This window comes from Aeromonas sp. FDAARGOS 1404 (assembly GCF_019047085.1).
GTDB classification, from domain to species: Bacteria; Pseudomonadota; Gammaproteobacteria; order Enterobacterales; family Aeromonadaceae; genus Aeromonas; species Aeromonas veronii.
In genome coordinates this window covers 3,003,389-3,021,953 of record NZ_CP077237.1, presented here as the reverse complement: position 1 = coordinate 3,021,953, position 18,565 = coordinate 3,003,389, and the positions used below count along the sequence as shown (strand labels likewise).

Genomic DNA, 18,565 nt, shown 5'->3' with positions numbered 1-18,565 from the left:
AATTAAAGTCCGATAAAATAGAATGCTGGTCACATTTTATCGTTATCAAAATGTCCAAGTGTCACAAAATTAGACAGCAAACGATTTTTACGCTCATTTTTTTTCCTGACAACTAAATCAGGTGTTGCGAAATTGTTTCATGGCTATTGGTCGTGATGGAAAATATGTCGGGCAGTTTCAAATAACACCTTGGCAACATCTGCTGATGATTCCTCCCGCAAGGTCATCAATATTTCCGCTATTTTCGGCAGCGCTTCCGGGGTATTCCGGGTGCCTTGTGCGCCTTGCAACGGCATATCGGGCGAATCGGTTTCCAGCACCAGAGCCTCGAGCGGCATGGCCCGAAATACCTCTCGCGTCTTGTTCGCCCGTTCAAAACTGATCACCCCGCCCACCCCGAGTCGAAAGCCCAGTTGCCAGAAGGCCTCCGCCTGCTGCAACGAACCGCTGAAAGCATGGATCACCCCGCCACGAGGCGGCTTGAAGCGGCGCAACAGCTTGGCCACAGTGTCATTGGCACGCACCGAGTGGATCATCAGGGGGAGCCCGGCCTCTGCAGCCAGCCGGATCTGAGCCTCAAACAGCGCAAGCTGCCCCTCCTGCGGCACGTGAGAGCGCAGGTCCAGCCCACACTCGCCTATGGCCACCAGCCCGGCAGGCTGGCTCATTACCAGCGTTCGCAACCGCTCCATCACCCCCTCCCGCTGTTCACCTGCATACCAGGGATGAATGCCCAGACCATAAAAGAGGCCGTCATGCTGATCTGCCTGTGCCATCACACGAGTCCAGTTATCCTCTGCGATGGCAGGAATGATATACTCCGTCACCCCCAATGCCCGACAACGGGCCAGCAGTGCCTCCCTGTCCTGGTCGAACACCGGAAAGTCGAGATGGCAATGGGTATCTATCAGCTGCATATCACTTACACCTGTTTGCGGTATTTAATGGGTCATTGAACATGATGAACAACAGAAACAACGGCTTTACCCTGATTGAACTGGTGCTGGTGATCATAGTGCTGGGGATCCTGGCCGTCACCGCCCTGCCCCGCTTTATCAATATCAAGGATGATGCCCTGAAAAGCACGGTCTCGGCGACCGCAGGCAGCTTTGCCAGTGCAGTTCAGCTGGCTCATGCTGGCTGGGCGGTGAAAGTGCAGGGACAAGACCTCGCACTGTATAACTTCAGTGGGATGGGCAATAAAGATTTGGATATCAACCACTACGGCTGGCCTGTGGGGACAAAAGAGGATCAGGGTAATCAAGGTGTTGATATTGTTTTCCCCGGAGGCACAAGTGACCAGATATCGGTCAGTAGCCCGGATGACTGCAAACTACTTTTCACTGGATTACTTGATACCAATCAAACCGTTCCTGACCTAGCAGACAAAAATACGGACACAGACTACACCTCTGAGATCATTGCTGCAGATGACCAAATTGACGGGGGGCTACGTCACGATAACTGCCGTTATATTCTTCGCGATTCTATCGGCCGCCTCCCGGATCACCCCAACGGCCTCGGCTTCGAGTACAACAGCGTTACCGGTGCCGTGACCCGCAATTTTGATTGAGCTCAGCCTCTTCTGCGCAAGCTCGCTCTTTGCTTGAATCATCATCATAACGAACCGGCGTACAGCAGCGCCGGTTCTCCTGGGTGAGGCCCCACTCCTCGCACCACGCGTCGTAACGGGCCAGCCAACGCAGCAATATCCCCTTCATCGTCGCACCTCCGCCAACAGGTTCAGGTCAAAAACCATCCTAATCAGAGTCGGCAAGGGGAGCAAGTCATCCCCATAACCGCGATCAGGCGGAATAAAAAAGAGCCGGTCAGCATGGCTGACCGGCTCTTTTAACATTCCCTGAAGAGGTTATCCGATGAGCGACAGCTCATCAGCCTCACAGACTCTTCAGCTTCTCTTCCGGCAGGGCCAGCTCGTCGTTGTGGTTGACGCCGATACCGCGCTCCAGCACATGACGGGCGATGGCGTGCGCCTCTTCCAGCGAGTGCATGCTGTAGGTGCCGCACTGATACTCGTTCAGCTCGGGGATCTTGGCCTGATCCTGCACGGTGAGCACGTCGCTCATGGCCGCCTGCCAGGCTGCACCAACACGGGCTTCGTCCGGCGCGCCGATCAGGCTCATGTAGAAACCGGTACGGCAACCCATGGGGGAGATGTCGATGATCTCCACGCCGTTGCCGTTCAGGTGATCACGCATAAATCCGGCGAACAGGTGCTCCAGCGTATGGATACCGCGCTCGGAGAGGATCTCCTGATTCGGCACACAGAAACGCAGATCGAACACGGTAATGGTGTCCTTGTTCGGGGTCTGTATGGTCTTGGCCACACGCACCGCTGGCGCTTCCATACGGGTGTGGTCAACGGTAAAACTGTCCAATAACGGCATTTCTGACTCCTGATTTGGTTACCAGAACCAGCCCCCGCGGGAGAGCTGATCCTTGCATTGACGGTACTGGGCGCCGTAGCGCTGGGCGCGAGCCTCTACCTTGCGAGAGGTCTTCATCAACCACCCCTTGCTGCGATAGCTGCCACGCCGGTAGCCACCCCACCCTTCGTGATAGTTGAGGTACTGGCCATAGGCATCCCACTTGGAGGTGCCATTGAGCCGTTGGGCTTTGTTAGTGTACCAACCCATAAAATCGATGGCGTCGGCAAAATCATCGCGGTCACTCCAGCTGTTGCCGGTTTCTCGCTGGTAATCAGCCCAGGTTTCATCTTTGACCTGAGCATAACCATAAGCCGAACTGGCCCGCCCGGTCGGGATGAAGAGGAAATACTGCATCGGCGGCTGGGCATCATGTACGTAAGAGGACTCCTGATACATCATGGCCATCACCACATGAATCGGCGTCCCCCACTTCTCGTTCATCTTGAGCGCGGCCTTGTGCCAGTCAGGCTTCTCGCGAAAGATCTGGCACAGATTCTCCGGCTGGGCCGGTGGACGGGTACTGCAAGCAGTCAGGCCCGCCAACAGGCTGGCGACCACCACGAAGCGCATCCACCCCATCAAATGAGGCCACACTTCACGCCTCTGGTCAGGTAAAGAGATAGCCAAGGTCAGATCGCGTCTTCGTTCTCTTCGCCGGTACGGATACGAATGACACGCTCCACCTCGCAGACGAAGATCTTGCCATCACCAATCTTGCCGGTACGGGCGGTGTTCTGGATCGCTTCCAGGCAAGCATCGAGATCCTCGTCCTGCACCACCAGCTCCACCTTCACTTTCGGCAGGAAGTCGACCATATATTCGGCGCCGCGATAGAGCTCGGTATGGCCCTTCTGGCGGCCGAAGCCTTTGACTTCGGATACGGTCATGCCGTTGATGCCGATCTCGGCCAGGGCCTCGCGCACATCGTCCAGCTTGAACGGTTTGATGATGGCTTCAATCTTCTTCATGGTGACTCCTTACCAGTTCTGTTTGCCGAACCCGGATGTAATGGGGTAACGGCGATCCTTACCAAAGTTGCGAGCCGTAATGCGGGGCCCGACCGCCGCCTGACGGCGCTTGTATTCGTTGAGATCCACCAGCCGGATCACCTTGCGCACCACCGCTTCCTCGAAGCCTTCTGCCACCATGTCGGCCACGGACGCATCCTCTTCCACGTAACGCTTGAGGATGGCATCCAAGATGTCGTATGGCGGCAGGCTGTCCTGATCCACCTGATCCGGCGCCAGCTCCGCTGAAGGAGGACGGTCGATAACCCGCTGCGGGATCACATAGTCCACCGAGTTGCGATATTCGCACAACTTGAATACCAGCGTCTTGGGCACATCTTTCAGCACGTCGAAGCCACCGGCCATGTCACCGTACAGAGTGGCATAGCCGACCGCCATCTCGCTCTTGTTACCGGTGGTCAGCACGATACGACGACGCTTGTTAGAGAGCGCCATCAGCAGCACGCCGCGGCAGCGGGCCTGCAGGTTCTCTTCGGTGGTATCGCGGGCGGTACCTTCAAAAAGCGGCGCCAGCTGGGTCATAAACCCTTCGAACATCGGCTCGATGGAGATGATGTTGAACTCAACCCCCATCCGCTCGGCCTGCTCCTTGGCATCTTCCACACTCATCTGTGCTGTGTAGCGGAACGGCATCATTACCGCCTGCACCTTGTCGGCCCCGATGGCATCGGCCGCGATGGCCAACGTCAGTGCCGAGTCGATGCCGCCGGAGAGACCCAGCACAGCGCCGTGAAAGCCGTTCTTGGTGACATAGTCGCGCACCGCCAGCACCAGCGCCTGATAGGTCTCGGCCAACGGCTCCAGCGGCGCAGCGGGTTCCCGCTCCTTCACCGGCTGGCCATCAGCAAAACGTACTAGCGCCAGCTCTTCGGCAAACGGGGCCAGCTTGTGAGTCAACTCGCTCTGGCTGCTGAACACCTTGGAGCAGCCGTCGAAAATCAGCTCGTCCTGACCGCACACCTGATTGAGGTAGACCAGCGGCAGACCGGTCTGATCGCAGCGCTCCGCCATCAGCTCGCGGCGGATCCAGGGTTTCTCCTGATCATAGGGCGAGGCATTGATGGTGAGCAGCAGTTCGGCCCCCGCCGCCTTGGCGGCCAGCGCCGGACCCGGCTGCCACAGGTCTTCGCAGATGAGCAGCCCCAGCTGGTGACCCCGGAATGGCACCACGCAGGTCTCGGTTGCAGCGGTAAAGTAGCGCTTCTCATCAAACACGCCGTAGTTGGGCAAATCCTGCTTGAAGTAACGGGCAATCAGCTGGCCCTGCTCATAGAGGGAAGCCGCGTTGTAGAGCGCCTCTCCTTCGCGCCAAGGGTGACCCACCAAAATGGCACAGTTGCCCTGCCATTCGGCAACACGAGCCAACGCGGCTTCGACCCGGATCATCAGATCGGCGCGCAGCAGCAGATCTTCCGGTGGATAGCCGGTCAGGGCCAGCTCGGAGCAGACCAGCAGATCGGCACCTTGCTGCTCGGCCTGAGCTGCCGCAGCGAGCACTTTGTCAGTGTTATCTTCGATGGCGCCTACCGTCAGATTCAACTGGGCAAGCATCAGAGAGAGGGCTTTTGCCATGGCGATGCATCTTGAATTCGAAAATGATGGGGAATGATAAAGAAAAGGGGGGCAATCTGCCAGTTCAAGACAGGCGTAACCGTGTGACAGCAACCTGCGGGAAGGATAAGCTGTAGATAGTCACGGAACGACAGGCCTTCGCAGATATGAAAAACGCCGGATTTACCCTGATGGAGTTGATGATAGCCATTGCGCTGGGCGTCATTCTCTTGGGGATTGGTATTCCTTCCCTCTCTAACCTGCTTGGCAGCAATAATTTGGCGACCCAGGAAAAAAGTCTTCTCAACCACTTAAACTATGCCAGGCAACAGGCTATCTCTAACCAGCAAACGGTTACTCTCTGCCTGACCACTATCAATAATTCTGTAGAAGAGTGCGTTACTGCCAATCAAAATGGAGCGACCCGGCAGATCGCTTTTATCGATACTAATAGCGATCAGAAGCTCAATGGCAGCGAAACAACTCTGACGGCAAGTCCCGAGTTTCCTGCAGAACTGGCCATTTCTGCAGATGCACAGGCGCTTCGCTTCACCCCTGATGGCACCATTACGTCTGATAGCGAGGTCATCTTTTCACTCTGTGTAAGCGGTGAAAAGGGCATTGAGATTGCAGTTATGCCTGCCGGGCGTGCCCATAGCCAGGCAAGTGGTGCTGTATGTCCATGACCTGCGTTAACTACCGCGAAACACACACGAGCACAAAAGGATCCATTTCAATCCAATAGCTATGCTTAGAGTCTCCTTTGAACAAGGACTCATACGCTATGGCACGAAATGGATTTACCCTGCTTGAGTTTTTAATATCGGCAAGCCTGACAACCATCCTGCTGACCTTGGGACTGCCGTCATTGGCAAATCTGCTGACATCTACCGACAGCGACATCTACACAAGAAACCTGCAGGACCACCTGATCTTCGGCCAACGGCAAGCCATCACACAGCAGCAACCAGTCACAGCATGTCTTGCCATGCCTGTCAGAAACTCCACAAAAGAAGGTTGTGTACTCGCAAATCAAACCGGCGCTCAGCGCATGCTTGTCTTTATCGACACCAATCAGGATCGCCAATTCGATATTGCAAATGGCGATATCTTGTTATCAGCAACAGAACCCTTTCTTGAAAAACATACCGTGACGGCCAATCGACAATTTGTGCGATTTAGTCCAGATGGCACTGCGATTGGCACCAATATGACACTCCGGTTTTGTATCGACCAGGCCCCCCGAGTCGATATCATCGTTTCCCCATCCGGCAGAAGCAGAAGCGAAAAAAAGGGGCTGAGTTGTTCTTAGCCCCTTTACCCTACTCAATAACCAACGTTATCTGGGTTGGATTTCATCTTGTTTTTTTGCATCAGCCAGCGAAAAGGTAGCCGCCAAAGGAACGCACTCGATTACCTCTGTGACAAGATGCACCACCCCATCAATCTCATAACCTTTCTGTTTAAACACCCTGACCAGATTTGCCTTGCTCGTATCAGCAACCGGTTGCTGCAACACCATCTGCACGCCACCTTCCAGAGTGACATAACATTTCATGTCTTCCGTTTGAGCATGAACCAACAAGGGTAAGCCCACACACCAGAGCAGCATGCGTTTCATCCCTGTTCTCCTTCATAGAGATAGATTTTCTTGGGGGACATATCCATTTTTGCCTCTTCCGCACCTTGTGAGCATTCTCCTTCACCGGTACAGCGCTCAGGCTCTCCCTTCCCATCATCTTTGAGGATGACCTCCTTGCCCGGAGCACCACCTATAATCCTGATCCGGCCATCATCCCCACCATGAATAACCAGATCATCAGCAACCTTATTTTGCACCTCTACGTAACGCTGAATAACTTCCTGATTGTTGCTATCCAGTACATATTTGAACGAAGTGCCATAGTGCATATCAATCATATATTGGCGCATGGCACCGATCGATTGAATCGTACATTGTTGGAAGTCCTGTACCTGAGGTAAGAAGGAGGTGAAATAGAGCTTGCCTTGCAACACCAAACCAGCCCCCATTGATTTTTCACCACTTTCATTGAGCCAGAATTTCCATCCCAACTTGCTGGTCAACGCCTTGGTGGTGTTTACAATCTGCTCTTCATTCAAACCCGTAAAGGGATCGCTGGTAACATCGTAGAGATCGTTCAGTGTGATACTTGATGGCACCGCTGGTTCAGACGTTGCCCCAAACAAGGTTGGATTAACATTGTAGTCACGTAGCATCACATACATATTTTGGGTTGTCGCTTCTGAGGAAGGACGATTTCTATCACCACTGCCTATCAATACGGCATCAAACGGACGCTCACTGTAAAGATAATTTGTACCATCATACTTCCAACCTTTATTGATGGTGCGCACCAATACGGGCTGAGTAAAGAAGCGACGGTCGTCTGCCAGTTTCTTATCACCCTCACTTAAATGGGCATTACCCAAACTGGCAAATTTGATGGCCGTCCATTTGGATTTTTCTGTCCCCTTCATGTCGATGCGCCAGATCTGGCCACCGGTATCTCCTGCATAGATTCGGTCTGAAATACCATCTCCATCACTATCCAGCACGGAGACAGAGCCAGGCATGCTATAAACCATGCCTGCAACTTGTTTGTTGGTTGCACTGGCCGCATCCGGGGTAAAGCTGAACAACAGCGTGCCGGCCTCAGCATCCACGATATAAATACCCAACCCTTCACTGTCTTCAGCCCCCTGGCCCAAATAGCTCTTGGCCTGATCATAACCTCCAGAGAATATCAGGACTGGCTTATAGGTTTTTTTACCATTGGTTTCTGTGTAATAACCGGGAATAAACGCAACCTCGGGGATCGACCAGGTCTCACCCAGTTTGCTGAAACCGGCGCTGTTTTTATCCAACCGCCACATCAGCGAAGGGGAGTCCGGATTAGATATATTCAACGCATAATAGGCCTTGCCACCACCCCGCAGCCCGGTAAATAACCACACCTTGTCACCTTGTGACGACTTGATATGACCATCTTTTACTTGCTCATTGACCAGCACTGTAGGCGATGCATCCACACCATAGAGATGCACTGATGAGTCCAGGTTCTCTCGCAGCGCTTTCTGATTCGCGATAAATTGATAAGGCATAACGGCCCAGCTTTCATCAACCGTGGTGCCGCTGTCTTTAAACATATGCAAGAAGCCGGCATTACTTCCCATCACAATGCGCAAGTCAGGTGTACACGTAGTCTGTCCTGTCGACGTTGTACAACCGTAGTTGATCACTAATGGCCGTGAATGCAACGGGTCACCAAGAATATGCTCCCGATTATCTGTTCTATCACCATCCTGATTCTCATCAAACGCATCAATCCCCTTGGTCCAATTAAGCAGGTCATCCATGCTATCAGCACTATCAAGCTTCATGACAGTGCGTAGCTGCGTCGCCCCGCCTGCCATGCCCTCAAGAGCAGACTTGCTAAAGGGAGTTAATGTATTAGTGGAAGGAGGAATAACATAAAGATTGCGATTGGTTTTAGCTGCCAGCATCTCTTGTACCCCACCCTCGGCAACCTTGTTACCATCACTGGTGGATGACCAATAGGTTCTTGCTGACTCAAGAATTGTTCCATCACTGGATATCGCAGGTAAGCCACTCTGATCGACTACATAACCCTTATCTGGATTCAGAACCAGCTTTTTAAGATTGCCCTTCCATCGTGGACCAGAACCAGGCTCAAACATTGCATAATAAATATTATTCAGACTGCGAGTACGGTCAAAGTTATTAGTGGCAATGGCGGGAGAGACCAACGAGGTATTCATTTTCAAGATAGCTAGTAATGATGATTTTAATGCTTCGTTAAGTTGGGTTGCATCGGTTGCTGGATAGTATTTACCCCCACCACGACGAGCGGTCTCTGCCAATAATGCACCGGCCCCCTTAATTGCTTCATCTCCAAAACCCACGGTGAATGTTGTGACTGTTTGTTTGCCTATAGCCGAGGTGTTTACATCATTGTTTTTCATATATCCGGCAAGTGCAGCAAGATAGCTTTTTTCACCAGAAGACCCATAACTAACCAAGCCGCCATAAGCAACCTTATCCTCTGTAGATAACGTGCTGATCAGGTTGGCGACAAGGGAATCTGCTGCTTTATCATTGGTTGGTTCACCATCTGTCATATAGATGATATAACCATTATTGGAACATTTATCATAGGGGGTTTTATATATACCCGATGTTACTTCAGCATTGCTATCCCGCTTGGGAGTACGATTTACATCATCGTCACCAAAGTACACCCCCAAACCGCCAAAGTATCTATATGATTCATATAGTGTTTCACATAAGGGAGTCCAAGTGTCAGAGCTCAAACTATTTACCTTGTCAATCAAATCCTGCGCACCGCTTTTACCAGTGGTGAGGATGGCATCGTTACCTACAATATTGCGGATTATTCTTCCGCCATTTCTACTACCTGGTTCATTGCCATCATTGTAGTTAAAAACAGCCAGACCAAAATCGACAGCTGGCGTAGCCAAAACCAGTTCTTTGACTGCATCCTGAGCAACTTTCAATCGAGTTTGTGTTGACACACCTGTACTACCGTAATACCAACGGACATAATTTGCCGTAAATAATGAGATCTGGGTAGAACTACCACTAGCAAGAGCATTGGCTACATTTGATGTGTAAAACCAGCTTCCCGTTGTGCGATTTGGCTTGTCAACGGGATAACCATCAACAATATATGTTGAATATGGACCTGAATATTGATTGTTTGCGTTTTGCTCATCAATATCTTGCTGGCAATCTGCAATTATTATACTGTAAATATCAAAATCATTTAGAGAACGCCAACGCCCCTTTCTATTTTTATCATATATTTCATATCCCCAAACTCGTGACTGAAATCGGCCCACATTATTTAGAGGGCCTTTAGATGTCGCACATGCATTTAAATTCTCACTAAAACGTTTGGTACTGTTGATAGTGGGAACTTTTCCATCACTGGAGAAATAGATGAAGCGATTACTATTATTAACATCTGGATCATTAGCCAATGATGGATAACTTATCGATGAGTCATAAGGCTCTTTAGCAACTTCGGTTGTATTTTTCATACTCCCCGAGTTATCGAAAATAAAGAGCACCTTAGGGCGGAAGTCCCCCGCCTTGGCAAAGTCATAAATAAACAACTCGGTATCATCGGAATAACCAGTACCTACCGCCAAAGATCCCCCTGATATTCCGCAACACAATACCAGCAAGCTTGTAAACAAACAGTTCCTTATGTTCATCACCCGCTCCCTAATTGGCACTGAGCAAGGGTTGTTCTACCCCGGCAGTAAAGGTCATTTGGCTATTCACCTTGCCATAAGCACTGGATGTGGTGGCTTCAGCATAACGACAAGCTGGCGTTACATTCTGGCTACTGGCTTCAAATTTTCGTTTGCATACACTTTCTGTATTGACTGTCAAAGTAGTAGCAGGAGTGGTAGTGCCTATTGCCGCCGAAGTACCAATTGCCTGCGTTGCAATTTGTGTTGAGAGAGAAGTATCGCTCAATGCAGACTCCAGAGTACCTTCAACTTCGTGCTCCGCTCGTTGCAAACTGGCACTAGAACCCGCCATCTTCAGACTCATACCACTGGATTGCATGACGACTACCGCAATCAGAGTCAAGGGAACCAGAATAACCAGTGCAACAATCAATGCTACACCCTGGTTTTTTTTAACCAATCTCATGTTCCACCTCGGGTGGTTATTTGTTGATTGCGTAATGCAATACTGCTTTCCAAGAGCAGACGGCGATAACCATCACCACCACCATTAACCGTAATATTACCGAGTTGATAGCTATTGTTATTCTTATAGCGACTGGATTCCCGAGCGGCTCTAATCAGTAAGAAAAGCCGAGCCCCCAATACTCGCCCCTCATTCCAGCGCTGTGTTGTCATTTGGTCCGTTGACATATATCTGTCTATGCGTCCATCAGGGATCAAGGAATCGTCAACACCATACATCAGCACCATATGTTCAACGCCCTCAGCCATAGCGCCACCAATCAGAGCAGAGCCACCATTGACGGTCAAATAGCGCTTGCGTAAAACAGGAATACCATCTTCTTGTGATAGGTAATAAATGTAGTGCTGGTATTCCCAGATCTGGCTCTCATTATTGGCACCAAAGAGTGGTCTGGTTTCGCTTCCCTTGATGACTCTCGCCTCCTGACTATTGGTTGCCATATAAAAGCGGTTTGTATCCAATCCCTCTGATGCTGGCATAGGACGCCCTACCAGTCGCTTGATACTGATTACATCGGAGTTTGCCACTCGATCGTTGGCATCAATACAAGTAAAACCACTCAATCCTTTGCTTGCGGAGACCCGTGAAACCCAAAGCCCGCGAATTGGCCCAAGAGGTGATGGCAAACTACCGACAGAGCGCTCATCCAGACAATCGCTACTGGCAGGAACAATGCTGTCAGCACTGAGGCTCAGAGAAGAACCAACTTGTGTTGACTGACCAGTATAAGCTCCAAAAAAGCCAGCCCATTTGATATCCTGGCTAATCAACCGAATGGCCAATCGACCATTTTCCTGTAATTCACTTTGATCAAAGGCATCTTGAGAGCTGGAGCGAGATATCACAAAAACAGTGAATACCCCCGCCAACAAAAATAGACCGAGCAGCATAGCGACCAGCCACTCTACCAGCGTGAAACCGCGAGAATTCATAAAGTCGTCGTCAGAATAAACTGGCGCCTCGAAAGATTATTTGCTGTCGAGAGTTGACACTCATTGATCAGCGTTGCTGCGGCGGCAACAGCCCCCCCATCAGATATCTCTTGCTTGCCAGCCCAGAATATCCCGACAGCCAATACATTATTGGCCCGCCGCACCACGCAGCCTATCGGTGAATTCAGGGAGGATGCAGCCCCCGAAACACTGGCCCCAAGCAGGGCTTGTTGCCAGTAGTGAAGGTCGGCATTACGTAAATCTGCAGCACTGCACGCGCTGATTGTGCCATCTGCGGCGGCGCATGTCGGACGTGGCAAGTTGGCGGCAAGATTGACGGTCACAGCACCGGATGCGGTCCAGCTATCGCGATTTATTCGTACTCGTTCAACCATATCGTTAGCCAACCAGCTGGCAATAGTGCGCTGACGAGCTTCATAACTGGCAAATTTTGAATGGGTTTGCAAAGCAACCAGACCAAGCAGCCCCAACGACAGGATGACTGCGGTGATCATCACCTCCAGCAGGCTGAATCCTCTCTCATGTGGTGAAACATGAATGACCATGGGCTATTCCCAACAGCTATTGCTAGCTGCACCAGAAGCACTTTTGACGCCCAACTGATTAATGGAAAACACTGTGCAATCGGTATCTTTGGCTTGGGCTGTCGTCGCGCCAGCACTGGCTGACAAGGTGTAGGTGTTGCCTGATACGGCAATGGATAATTGATACAGGCCATTCTCAGATGCACTACTGATACCAAGAGCAGCAGCAGAGGATGCGTACTGATTGAAATCCATAAAATAGGTTTCTTGCCGATTGGCCGCATTCAACAGCATGCTCTTGGCTTCGACACGATGACTGGTCAGCACATATTGCTGATAGGCGGGATAAGCGATGGTGCCAAGAATCGCCACGATGGCGATGACAATCATCAACTCAATAAGAGAAAAGCCACGAAAGTATCCAATCATATCCCATCCTTGGTGACAGACTGCTTCATAAGTTTAACGCCGAGCCTGTCTCTTGAACAAACCCGGCGTCATTATCAACACACTTTATTCTTAAGCCTTCCTGGCTGCACTCAAATTATTCTAAGTTCGGGAGGAACCTCAAAGACTACGTTCTCTTCACGGCCCGGATGCTCGGCAACCACCTTGCCACCCAGCTCCCGCAGGCGGGCAATCACGTTTTGCACCAGCACCTCGGGGGCGGATGCGCCAGCAGTGACGCCGATCGCCTTCACCCCTTCCAGCCAGCTCGCCTCGATCATCGACGCATCGTCGATAAGATAGGCTCTGGCGCCCACCTTCTCGGCCAGCTCGCGCAGACGGTTGGAGTTGGAGGAGTTGCGAGACCCCACCACCAGCATGGCGTCCACCAGCCCCGCCATCTCCCGCACCGCATCTTGACGGTTCTGGGTGGCGTAGCAGATATCGTCCTTGCGCGGCCCCTGGATCTTGGGAAAGTGCTTGCGCAGCGCATCGATGACGTCAGAGGTCTCATCCACGCTCAGGGTGGTCTGGGTGACGAAGCAGAGGTCATCCGGATTCTTCACCTTGAGCTTGGCCACATCTTCCGGTGTCTCCACCAGATACATGCCACCTTCGCGATTCTCGTATTGCCCCATGGTCCCGATCACCTCGGGGTGACCGGCGTGGCCGATGAGCACAGCCTCAGAGCCCTTACGGCTGGCGCGATGCACCTCCATGTGCACCTTGGTCACCAGCGGACAGGTGGCATCAAATACCTTGAGGGCGCGGGACTTGGCCATCTCACGCACTGTTTTGGCCACGCCGTGAGCAGAGAAGATGACGATGCTGTCATCCGGCACCTCGTCCAGCTCCTCGACGAAGACAGCGCCCGCCTCTTTCAACTTGTTCACCACATACCGGTTATGCACCACTTCGTGGCGGACATAGATGGGGGCACCGAACTTCTCCAGCGCGCTCTCGACAATGCTGATGGCACGATCGACACCGGCGCAAAAACCGCGAGGGTTAGCGAGCAGAATATCCATTAATGCACCTTCTCCTCATCATCAACGCCCAGGATCTCCACCTCGAAGGTGACTGTATGACCGGCCAGCGGGTGGTTGAAATCGACCGTGACCGACATCCCGGCTACCGCCCGGATGATGCCCGGCAGCTCGCTGCCATTGGGCTGATCGAACAGGATGATGGTGCCGACTTTTGGCTCCACATCGGCGCCAAATTTGGCACGGTCGAGATGGTAGATGTTGTCGGGATTGGAGAGACCAAAGGCCTCTTCCGGCGCCAGAGTAAAACTCTTGCTCTCCCCTTCGCACAGGCCCAGCAGACACTGCTCGAAGGTGGGGGTCAGGCTGCCATCGCCCATCCGCAGGCGGGCAGGTTTGCCGTGCAGCGCCGTGCTGTCGGCAACCGAGCCATCTTCCAGCTTGATGGAGAAGTGGAACAGCACACTGCTGTTAGCGGTGATCTGCTGGCTCATGCCTGCTCCTTTTTCTCACCACGGAAACCGTCCAGCACAATCATGGCGGCCCCGATAAAGATAAAGCTGTCGGCCAGATTGAATGCCGGCCAATGCGCACGCTGCCAGTAGAAGTCGAGAAAATCGACCACATGGCCCAGCACCAGTCGATCAAAGACGTTGCCGAGGGCGCCGCCAATGATGAGTGAATAGGCGATACCGCTCCAACGCTGGGTCACCGACTGCTTGCGCAGCCAGTGGATCAGCAATCCACAGATGGCAAAAGCCAGCACCGCGAAGAACCAGCGCTGCCAGCCCCCCTGATCAGCCAGGAAGCTGAATGCGGCGCCCTTGTTGTAGACGTGAACCAGATTGAAGAAGGGGGTGATCTCCACCCCCGGGTAACCAAATGGCAGCAACTTGACCACGGCGAGCTTGCTCGCCTGGTCCAGTACAAAGGCCAGCACTGCCAGCCACAGCCAACGCAGGCCGCTTTTATGTTGAGTCATGTTCATCAGGCAAATTGACGCGTTTCGCCGTCACCCTCAACGTTGGTCACACAGCGACCACAGATCTCTTCGTGACCCGCGATGGTGCCCACATCTTCGACATGGTGCCAGCAGCGGTCGCACTTGGCGGCAGCAGACTGGGCCACGCTCAACCACAGGTCATCACGCTCGGTCGCCACAGAGCCTTCCGGCGCAGTGTCAGTCTCCACAACCTTGGCTTTGGAGGTGAGCAGCACAAAGCGCAGCTCATCAGCCAGGGCATTCAGGCGTGCAGCCAGCTCCGGCTTGGCGAACAGGGTCAGCTCGGCCTGCAGGGAGCCGCCGATGCGCTTCTCACCACGAGCCACTTCCAGCGCCTTGTTCACTTCACCGCGCACGGTGAGGATCTCGGCCCAGAACTCGTCGTTGAGGGTTTCACCCGCTTCCAGCCCGAACAGGCCGTCGTACCACTCTTCGGTGAAGACGAACTCGCCGCGCTCACCCGGCAGCAGGGCCCAGATTTCATCAGCGGTGAAGCTCATAATCGGCGCCATCCAGCGCACCATGGCCTCGGCGATGTGATAGAGGGCGGTCTGGCAGGAGCGACGGGCCAGGCTGTCAGCCTTGGCGGTGTACTGGCGATCCTTGATGACATCCAGATAGAAGGAGCCCATCTCGATGGAACAGAACTGCATCAGCTTCTGGGTTACACCGTGGAAGTTGTACTCGTCGAATGCAGCCATGATCTCGGCCTGTACCGCTTTGGCACGACCGACAGCCCAGCGATCCACCACTACCATGTCGGCAGGTGCCACCATGTCGGTCGCCGGATTGAAGCCGTTCAGGTTGGCCAGCAGGAAGCGGGCAGTGTTGCGAATACGACGATAAGCATCGGCAGAGCGCTTGAGGATCTCGTCGGAGACAGTCATCTCGCCGGTGTAGTCAGTGCTCGCTACCCACAGACGCAGGATGTCGGCACCCAGCTTGTTCATTACGTCCTGCGGGCTGACCACGTTGCCGATGGATTTGGACATCTTGCGACCCTGACCATCCACGGTGAAGCCGTGAGTCAGCACCTGGTTGTAGGGAGCCTTGTCTTTCATGGCCACACCGATCATGAGCGACGACATGAACCAGCCACGGTGCTGGTCAGAACCTTCCAGATACATGTCGGCTGGCTTGCCGTTGAACTCGGGACGGGCATCAACCACGGAAGCGTGGGTAGAACCGGAGTCAAACCAGACGTCCAGAGTGTCAGGCACCTTGTCATACATGTCGGCATCGGCACCCAGCAGCTCCGCCTTGTCCAGATCCCACCATGCCTGAATGCCGGACTGCTCGACCCGCTTGGCTACTTCATGCATCAGGCGCACGGATTCCGGGTGCAGTTCCTGGGTCTCTTTGTGGACGAACAGGGAGATGGGCACACCCCAGGTGCGCTGACGGGAGATACACCAGTCAGGACGGTTCTCGACCATCGCCTGAATGCGGTTTTTACCCCAAGCCGGTACCCAGCCGCTCTGGCCTTGCTGGGCAATACCGTCCTTCTCGATGCGCTCGATCTCTTCCAGCGCGCGCTTGCGCAGACCCTTCTGCTCCATGCTGATGAACCACTGCGGGGTGGCACGGAAGATGATCGGGGTCTTGTGACGCCAGCAGTGCGGATAGGAGTGGTTGAACACCTTGTGATGCAGCAAAGCGCCGCGCTCGGTCAGCACTTCGATCACGGAGGCATTGGCCTTGAACACATGCTGGCCGGCAAACAGTTCGGTATCCGGCAGGTAAACGCCGTTGCTGCCAACCGGGTTGGCCACTTCCAGACCGTACTTCTGGCCGACCACGAAGTCTTCCTGACCGTGGCCAGGGGCGGTGTGTACAGCGCCGGTACCGGCATCCAGGGTGACGTGGTCACCCAGTACCACAGGCACGTCGAAGCTGTAGAAGGGATGGTTGAAGCGCAGCAGCTCGAGCGCGGCGCCCTTGGCGTAACCCAGATTGTGGAACTTCTCGATACCGGCGCGATCCATGACGTCCTTGACCAGCTCTGCGGCCAGGATCAGACGCTCGGGGTGCTCACCTTCAACCTGCACCAGTGCGTAATCCAGATCGGCGTGCATGGCGATGGCGCGGTTGGCTGGCAGGGTCCACGGGGTAGTGGTCCAGATCACCGCAGAGAGCGGGCCCTTGCCGGTGTGGCCTTCGGCGCAGTCAAACTTGGCGGCAACGGTCGCCTCATCAACAGCCTTGAAGCGCACATCGATGGAGGGGGAGTTCTTGTCGTAGTACTCAACCTCGGCTTCAGCCAGCGCGGAGCCGCAATCGGTACACCAGTGCACCGGCTTGGAGCCTTTGTGCAGGTGGCCGTTTTCAACGATCTTGGCCATGGAGCGGATGATGTTGGCTTCGGTGCCAAAATCCATGGTCAGGTAGGGGTGTTCCCAGTCACCCAGCACACCCAGACGGATGAAATCGGTCTTCTGCGCTTCGATCTGGGTCTTGGCGTATTTGCGGCACTCGGCACGGAATTCGGCAGCGGAAACCTTCTCGCCCGGCTTGCCGACCATGCCTTCCACTTTCAGTTCGATAGGCAGACCGTGGCAATCCCAACCCGGCACATAGGGGGAATCGAAACCGGAGAGGCCCTTGGACTTGATGATGATGTCTTTGAGGATCTTGTTGACCGAGTGACCGATGTGAATGTTGCCGTTCGCATAGGGGGGGCCATCATGCAGAATGAAAGAAGGCTTGCCCGCTTTGGCGCGGCGAATAGCGCCGTAGAGATCCTGATCGTACCAACGTTTCAGCATGTTGGGTTCGCGCTTGGCCAGATCGCCACGCATCGGAAACTCGGTTTCCGGAAGATTCAGGGTGTGTTTATAGTCGCTCATCAGTCCTGGGTTCCCTTCTTTTCTAAAAGAGTGCTGGGTAAATTGAATTGTGGCAGCCCGAACCAGGCTCGGGCCGCCAGGGCATCTCGTTCGATCTGCTCTTTCAAGGCAGTGAAAGAGGCAAACTTCTGCTCTTCGCGCAGCTTGTGGCGAAGCAGCACCTTGACCTGCTGACCATATAGATCACCAGAAAAATCAAATAGATGTACTTCCAATCTGGCTTGTGTACCGCTCAAGGTCGGCCGTACACCCACATTGGCTACACCGGGGAAGGTCTTGCCGGAACATATCACTTCCACCGCAAACACGCCACCGACCGGGATCACCTGGCGCTTGAGGGCCAGATTGGCGGTGGGAAAACCTATGGTGCGCCCCAGCTTGTCGCCGTGAGCCACCCGGCCGCTGATGGTGTAGGGGCGGCCAAGCATCAGCTCCACCTCCGCCATCCGGCCCGCCTTAAGTGCTTCACGCACCAGGGTGCTGCTGACCCGCTGCCGTTCGAGCTGGAAGCTCTGGGTGCTGATCACCTCGAAGCCGAAGCGATGACCCGCCTCCTCCAGCAGGTGGAAGTCACCTTCCCGCCCCTTGCCGAAGCGAAAATCATCGCCGACCACCAGATAGCGCACCCCGAGCTTCTCCACCAGCAACTGCTTGATGAAGGTCGAGGCCGCCTGCTCGGCAAAGCGGTGGCTGAAGCGTACGCAGAGCATACGGTCGATATGCAGCCCCTGCAGCGCTTCGTACTTTTCCCGCAACCGGCTCAGCCGGGCGGGCGCTGCCGTGCCGGCAAACAGCTCCAGCGGCTGCGGTTCGAACAGCATGACGCAGGCGGGCAATCCCAGCTGGGCCGCTTTCTCCTTGAGACGTGCCAATACCGCATGGTGACCCTGATGAACCCCATCAAAGTTGCCAATGGTTAATACACATCCCCGGTGACGGGGCTTGAGATTGTGAATGCCGCGAATAAGCTCCATCAGTGCCTTGTGCGT

At 53.8% G+C, this 18,565-nt stretch carries 20 protein-coding genes; 3 read left to right on the top strand and 17 right to left on the bottom strand.

Annotated features, from left to right (window positions below):
• Positions 1-143: 143 nt before the first annotated feature.
• Positions 144-917 carry a TatD family hydrolase gene (locus I6L34_RS14100; protein ID WP_216954859.1) on the bottom strand — a complete coding sequence of 258 codons (774 nt, stop codon included), beginning with the start codon at positions 915-917 and terminating at the stop codon, positions 144-146.
• A 41-nt stretch (positions 918-958) separates the two neighbouring features.
• On the opposite strand from I6L34_RS14100, the gene tppF reads away from it, so the two are divergent.
• The gene (gene tppF / locus I6L34_RS14095) at positions 959-1,573 is read left to right on the top strand and encodes a type IVa pilus pseudopilin TppF (RefSeq protein WP_026034953.1); all 615 of its coding nucleotides are present in this window, start codon (positions 959-961) and stop codon (positions 1,571-1,573) included.
• Here the strand turns inward: tppF and I6L34_RS14090 are convergent.
• The 5 genes from I6L34_RS14090 to I6L34_RS14070 all read right to left on the bottom strand — a co-directional run bounded on the left by I6L34_RS14090 (position 1,542) and on the right by I6L34_RS14070 (position 5,050).
• Positions 1,542-1,721, bottom strand: coding sequence for a DUF5363 family protein (locus tag I6L34_RS14090; RefSeq protein ID WP_074042662.1), 180 nt, complete (start codon positions 1,719-1,721; stop codon positions 1,542-1,544). The genes tppF and I6L34_RS14090 overlap by 32 nt on opposite strands.
• 177 nt (positions 1,722-1,898) lie before the next feature.
• Positions 1,899-2,408: an S-ribosylhomocysteine lyase gene (gene luxS / locus I6L34_RS14085; protein WP_058058693.1), complete on the bottom strand. Its 510-nt coding sequence runs from the start codon at positions 2,406-2,408 to the stop codon at positions 1,899-1,901.
• Positions 2,409-2,426: 18 nt separating this feature from the next.
• Positions 2,427-3,020, bottom strand: coding sequence for a hypothetical protein (locus I6L34_RS14080; RefSeq protein WP_272502552.1), 594 nt, complete (start codon positions 3,018-3,020; stop codon positions 2,427-2,429).
• Positions 3,021-3,079: 59 nt separating this feature from the next.
• A complete protein-coding gene (gene glnB / locus I6L34_RS14075; protein WP_005308848.1) occupies positions 3,080-3,418 on the bottom strand; it encodes a nitrogen regulatory protein P-II in 339 nt (112 codons plus the stop codon).
• Positions 3,419-3,427: 9 nt separating this feature from the next.
• Positions 3,428-5,050: an NAD+ synthase gene (locus I6L34_RS14070; protein WP_058058694.1), complete on the bottom strand. Its 1,623-nt coding sequence runs from the start codon at positions 5,048-5,050 to the stop codon at positions 3,428-3,430.
• A 146-nt stretch (positions 5,051-5,196) separates the two neighbouring features.
• Between I6L34_RS14070 and I6L34_RS14065 the strand changes: the two genes are divergently transcribed.
• Both I6L34_RS14065 and I6L34_RS14060 read left to right on the top strand, forming a co-directional pair.
• Complete coding sequence (locus I6L34_RS14065) at positions 5,197-5,715, top strand: GspH/FimT family pseudopilin (RefSeq protein WP_019445570.1); 519 nt, start codon at positions 5,197-5,199, stop codon at positions 5,713-5,715.
• Between the two features lie 98 nt (positions 5,716-5,813).
• A complete protein-coding gene (locus I6L34_RS14060) occupies positions 5,814-6,341 on the top strand; it encodes a GspH/FimT family protein (protein WP_058058695.1) in 528 nt (175 codons plus the stop codon).
• Between the two features lie 27 nt (positions 6,342-6,368).
• Here the strand turns inward: I6L34_RS14060 and tapY2 are convergent, their stop codons facing one another.
• The 11 genes from tapY2 to ribF all read right to left on the bottom strand — a co-directional run bounded on the left by tapY2 (position 6,369) and on the right by ribF (position 18,550).
• A complete protein-coding gene (gene tapY2 / locus I6L34_RS14055; protein WP_019445572.1) occupies positions 6,369-6,650 on the bottom strand; it encodes a type IVa secretion system protein TapY2 in 282 nt (93 codons plus the stop codon).
• Positions 6,647-10,309 (bottom strand): pilus assembly protein, encoded by a 3,663-nt coding sequence (locus I6L34_RS14050; protein WP_216954858.1) that lies wholly within the window; start codon positions 10,307-10,309, stop codon positions 6,647-6,649. Before I6L34_RS14050 ends, tapY2 begins: the two co-directional genes overlap by 4 nt.
• A gap of 10 nt (positions 10,310-10,319) precedes the next feature.
• A complete protein-coding gene (tppD, locus tag I6L34_RS14045) occupies positions 10,320-10,757 on the bottom strand; it encodes a type IVa pilus pseudopilin TppD (RefSeq protein WP_074042661.1) in 438 nt (145 codons plus the stop codon).
• Positions 10,754-11,749 (bottom strand): PilW family protein, encoded by a 996-nt coding sequence (locus I6L34_RS14040; protein WP_075114797.1) that lies wholly within the window; start codon positions 11,747-11,749, stop codon positions 10,754-10,756. Before I6L34_RS14040 ends, tppD begins: the two co-directional genes overlap by 4 nt.
• Positions 11,746-12,315: a type IV pilus modification protein PilV gene (gene pilV / locus I6L34_RS14035; protein ID WP_058057987.1), complete on the bottom strand. Its 570-nt coding sequence runs from the start codon at positions 12,313-12,315 to the stop codon at positions 11,746-11,748. Before pilV ends, I6L34_RS14040 begins: the two co-directional genes overlap by 4 nt.
• 3 nt (positions 12,316-12,318) lie before the next feature.
• Entirely contained in the window at positions 12,319-12,723 is a 405-nt protein-coding gene (locus tag I6L34_RS14030; RefSeq protein ID WP_019445575.1) for a type IV pilin protein, read from the bottom strand.
• Between the two features lie 110 nt (positions 12,724-12,833).
• Positions 12,834-13,769 carry a 4-hydroxy-3-methylbut-2-enyl diphosphate reductase gene (gene ispH / locus I6L34_RS14025; RefSeq protein ID WP_058057986.1) on the bottom strand — a complete coding sequence of 312 codons (936 nt, stop codon included), beginning with the start codon at positions 13,767-13,769 and terminating at the stop codon, positions 12,834-12,836.
• Positions 13,769-14,221, bottom strand: coding sequence for an FKBP-type peptidyl-prolyl cis-trans isomerase (gene fkpB / locus I6L34_RS14020; protein WP_042059691.1), 453 nt, complete (start codon positions 14,219-14,221; stop codon positions 13,769-13,771). The genes ispH and fkpB overlap by 1 nt, the downstream gene beginning before the upstream one ends.
• A complete protein-coding gene (lspA, locus tag I6L34_RS14015; RefSeq protein WP_005340447.1) occupies positions 14,218-14,715 on the bottom strand; it encodes a signal peptidase II in 498 nt (165 codons plus the stop codon). The genes fkpB and lspA overlap by 4 nt, the downstream gene beginning before the upstream one ends.
• Positions 14,715-17,576, bottom strand: a complete 2,862-nt coding sequence (ileS, locus tag I6L34_RS14010) for an isoleucine--tRNA ligase (RefSeq protein WP_058057985.1) — start codon at positions 17,574-17,576, stop codon at positions 14,715-14,717. The genes lspA and ileS overlap by 1 nt, the downstream gene beginning before the upstream one ends.
• Positions 17,576-18,550, bottom strand: coding sequence for a bifunctional riboflavin kinase/FAD synthetase (ribF, locus tag I6L34_RS14005; RefSeq protein ID WP_058057984.1), 975 nt, complete (start codon positions 18,548-18,550; stop codon positions 17,576-17,578). The genes ileS and ribF overlap by 1 nt, the downstream gene beginning before the upstream one ends.
• Between the last annotated feature and the right edge of the window lie 15 nt (positions 18,551-18,565).

What these genes read in the sequence shown, in the direction of transcription:
- I6L34_RS14100 (WP_216954859.1), bottom strand. Translation starts at nt 917, where the DNA reads ATGCAGCTGATAGATACCCATTGCCATCTCGACTTTCCGGTGTTCGAC.
- tppF (WP_026034953.1), top strand. Translation starts at nt 959, where the DNA reads ATGATGAACAACAGAAACAACGGCTTTACCCTGATTGAACTGGTGCTG.
- I6L34_RS14090 (WP_074042662.1), bottom strand. Translation starts at nt 1,721, where the DNA reads ATGAAGGGGATATTGCTGCGTTGGCTGGCCCGTTACGACGCGTGGTGC.
- luxS (WP_058058693.1), bottom strand. Translation starts at nt 2,408, where the DNA reads ATGCCGTTATTGGACAGTTTTACCGTTGACCACACCCGTATGGAAGCG.
- I6L34_RS14080 (WP_272502552.1), bottom strand. Translation starts at nt 3,020, where the DNA reads ATGCGCTTCGTGGTGGTCGCCAGCCTGTTGGCGGGCCTGACTGCTTGC.
- glnB (WP_005308848.1), bottom strand. Translation starts at nt 3,418, where the DNA reads ATGAAGAAGATTGAAGCCATCATCAAACCGTTCAAGCTGGACGATGTG.
- I6L34_RS14070 (WP_058058694.1), bottom strand. Translation starts at nt 5,050, where the DNA reads ATGGCAAAAGCCCTCTCTCTGATGCTTGCCCAGTTGAATCTGACGGTA.
- I6L34_RS14065 (WP_019445570.1), top strand. Translation starts at nt 5,197, where the DNA reads ATGAAAAACGCCGGATTTACCCTGATGGAGTTGATGATAGCCATTGCG.
- I6L34_RS14060 (WP_058058695.1), top strand. Translation starts at nt 5,814, where the DNA reads ATGGCACGAAATGGATTTACCCTGCTTGAGTTTTTAATATCGGCAAGC.
- tapY2 (WP_019445572.1), bottom strand. Translation starts at nt 6,650, where the DNA reads ATGAAACGCATGCTGCTCTGGTGTGTGGGCTTACCCTTGTTGGTTCAT.
- I6L34_RS14050 (WP_216954858.1), bottom strand. Translation starts at nt 10,309, where the DNA reads ATGAACATAAGGAACTGTTTGTTTACAAGCTTGCTGGTATTGTGTTGC.
- tppD (WP_074042661.1), bottom strand. Translation starts at nt 10,757, where the DNA reads ATGAGATTGGTTAAAAAAAACCAGGGTGTAGCATTGATTGTTGCACTG.
- I6L34_RS14040 (WP_075114797.1), bottom strand. Translation starts at nt 11,749, where the DNA reads ATGAATTCTCGCGGTTTCACGCTGGTAGAGTGGCTGGTCGCTATGCTG.
- pilV (WP_058057987.1), bottom strand. Translation starts at nt 12,315, where the DNA reads ATGGTCATTCATGTTTCACCACATGAGAGAGGATTCAGCCTGCTGGAG.
- I6L34_RS14030 (WP_019445575.1), bottom strand. Translation starts at nt 12,723, where the DNA reads ATGATTGGATACTTTCGTGGCTTTTCTCTTATTGAGTTGATGATTGTC.
- ispH (WP_058057986.1), bottom strand. Translation starts at nt 13,769, where the DNA reads ATGGATATTCTGCTCGCTAACCCTCGCGGTTTTTGCGCCGGTGTCGAT.
- fkpB (WP_042059691.1), bottom strand. Translation starts at nt 14,221, where the DNA reads ATGAGCCAGCAGATCACCGCTAACAGCAGTGTGCTGTTCCACTTCTCC.
- lspA (WP_005340447.1), bottom strand. Translation starts at nt 14,715, where the DNA reads ATGAACATGACTCAACATAAAAGCGGCCTGCGTTGGCTGTGGCTGGCA.
- ileS (WP_058057985.1), bottom strand. Translation starts at nt 17,576, where the DNA reads ATGAGCGACTATAAACACACCCTGAATCTTCCGGAAACCGAGTTTCCG.
- ribF (WP_058057984.1), bottom strand. Translation starts at nt 18,550, where the DNA reads ATGGAGCTTATTCGCGGCATTCACAATCTCAAGCCCCGTCACCGGGGA.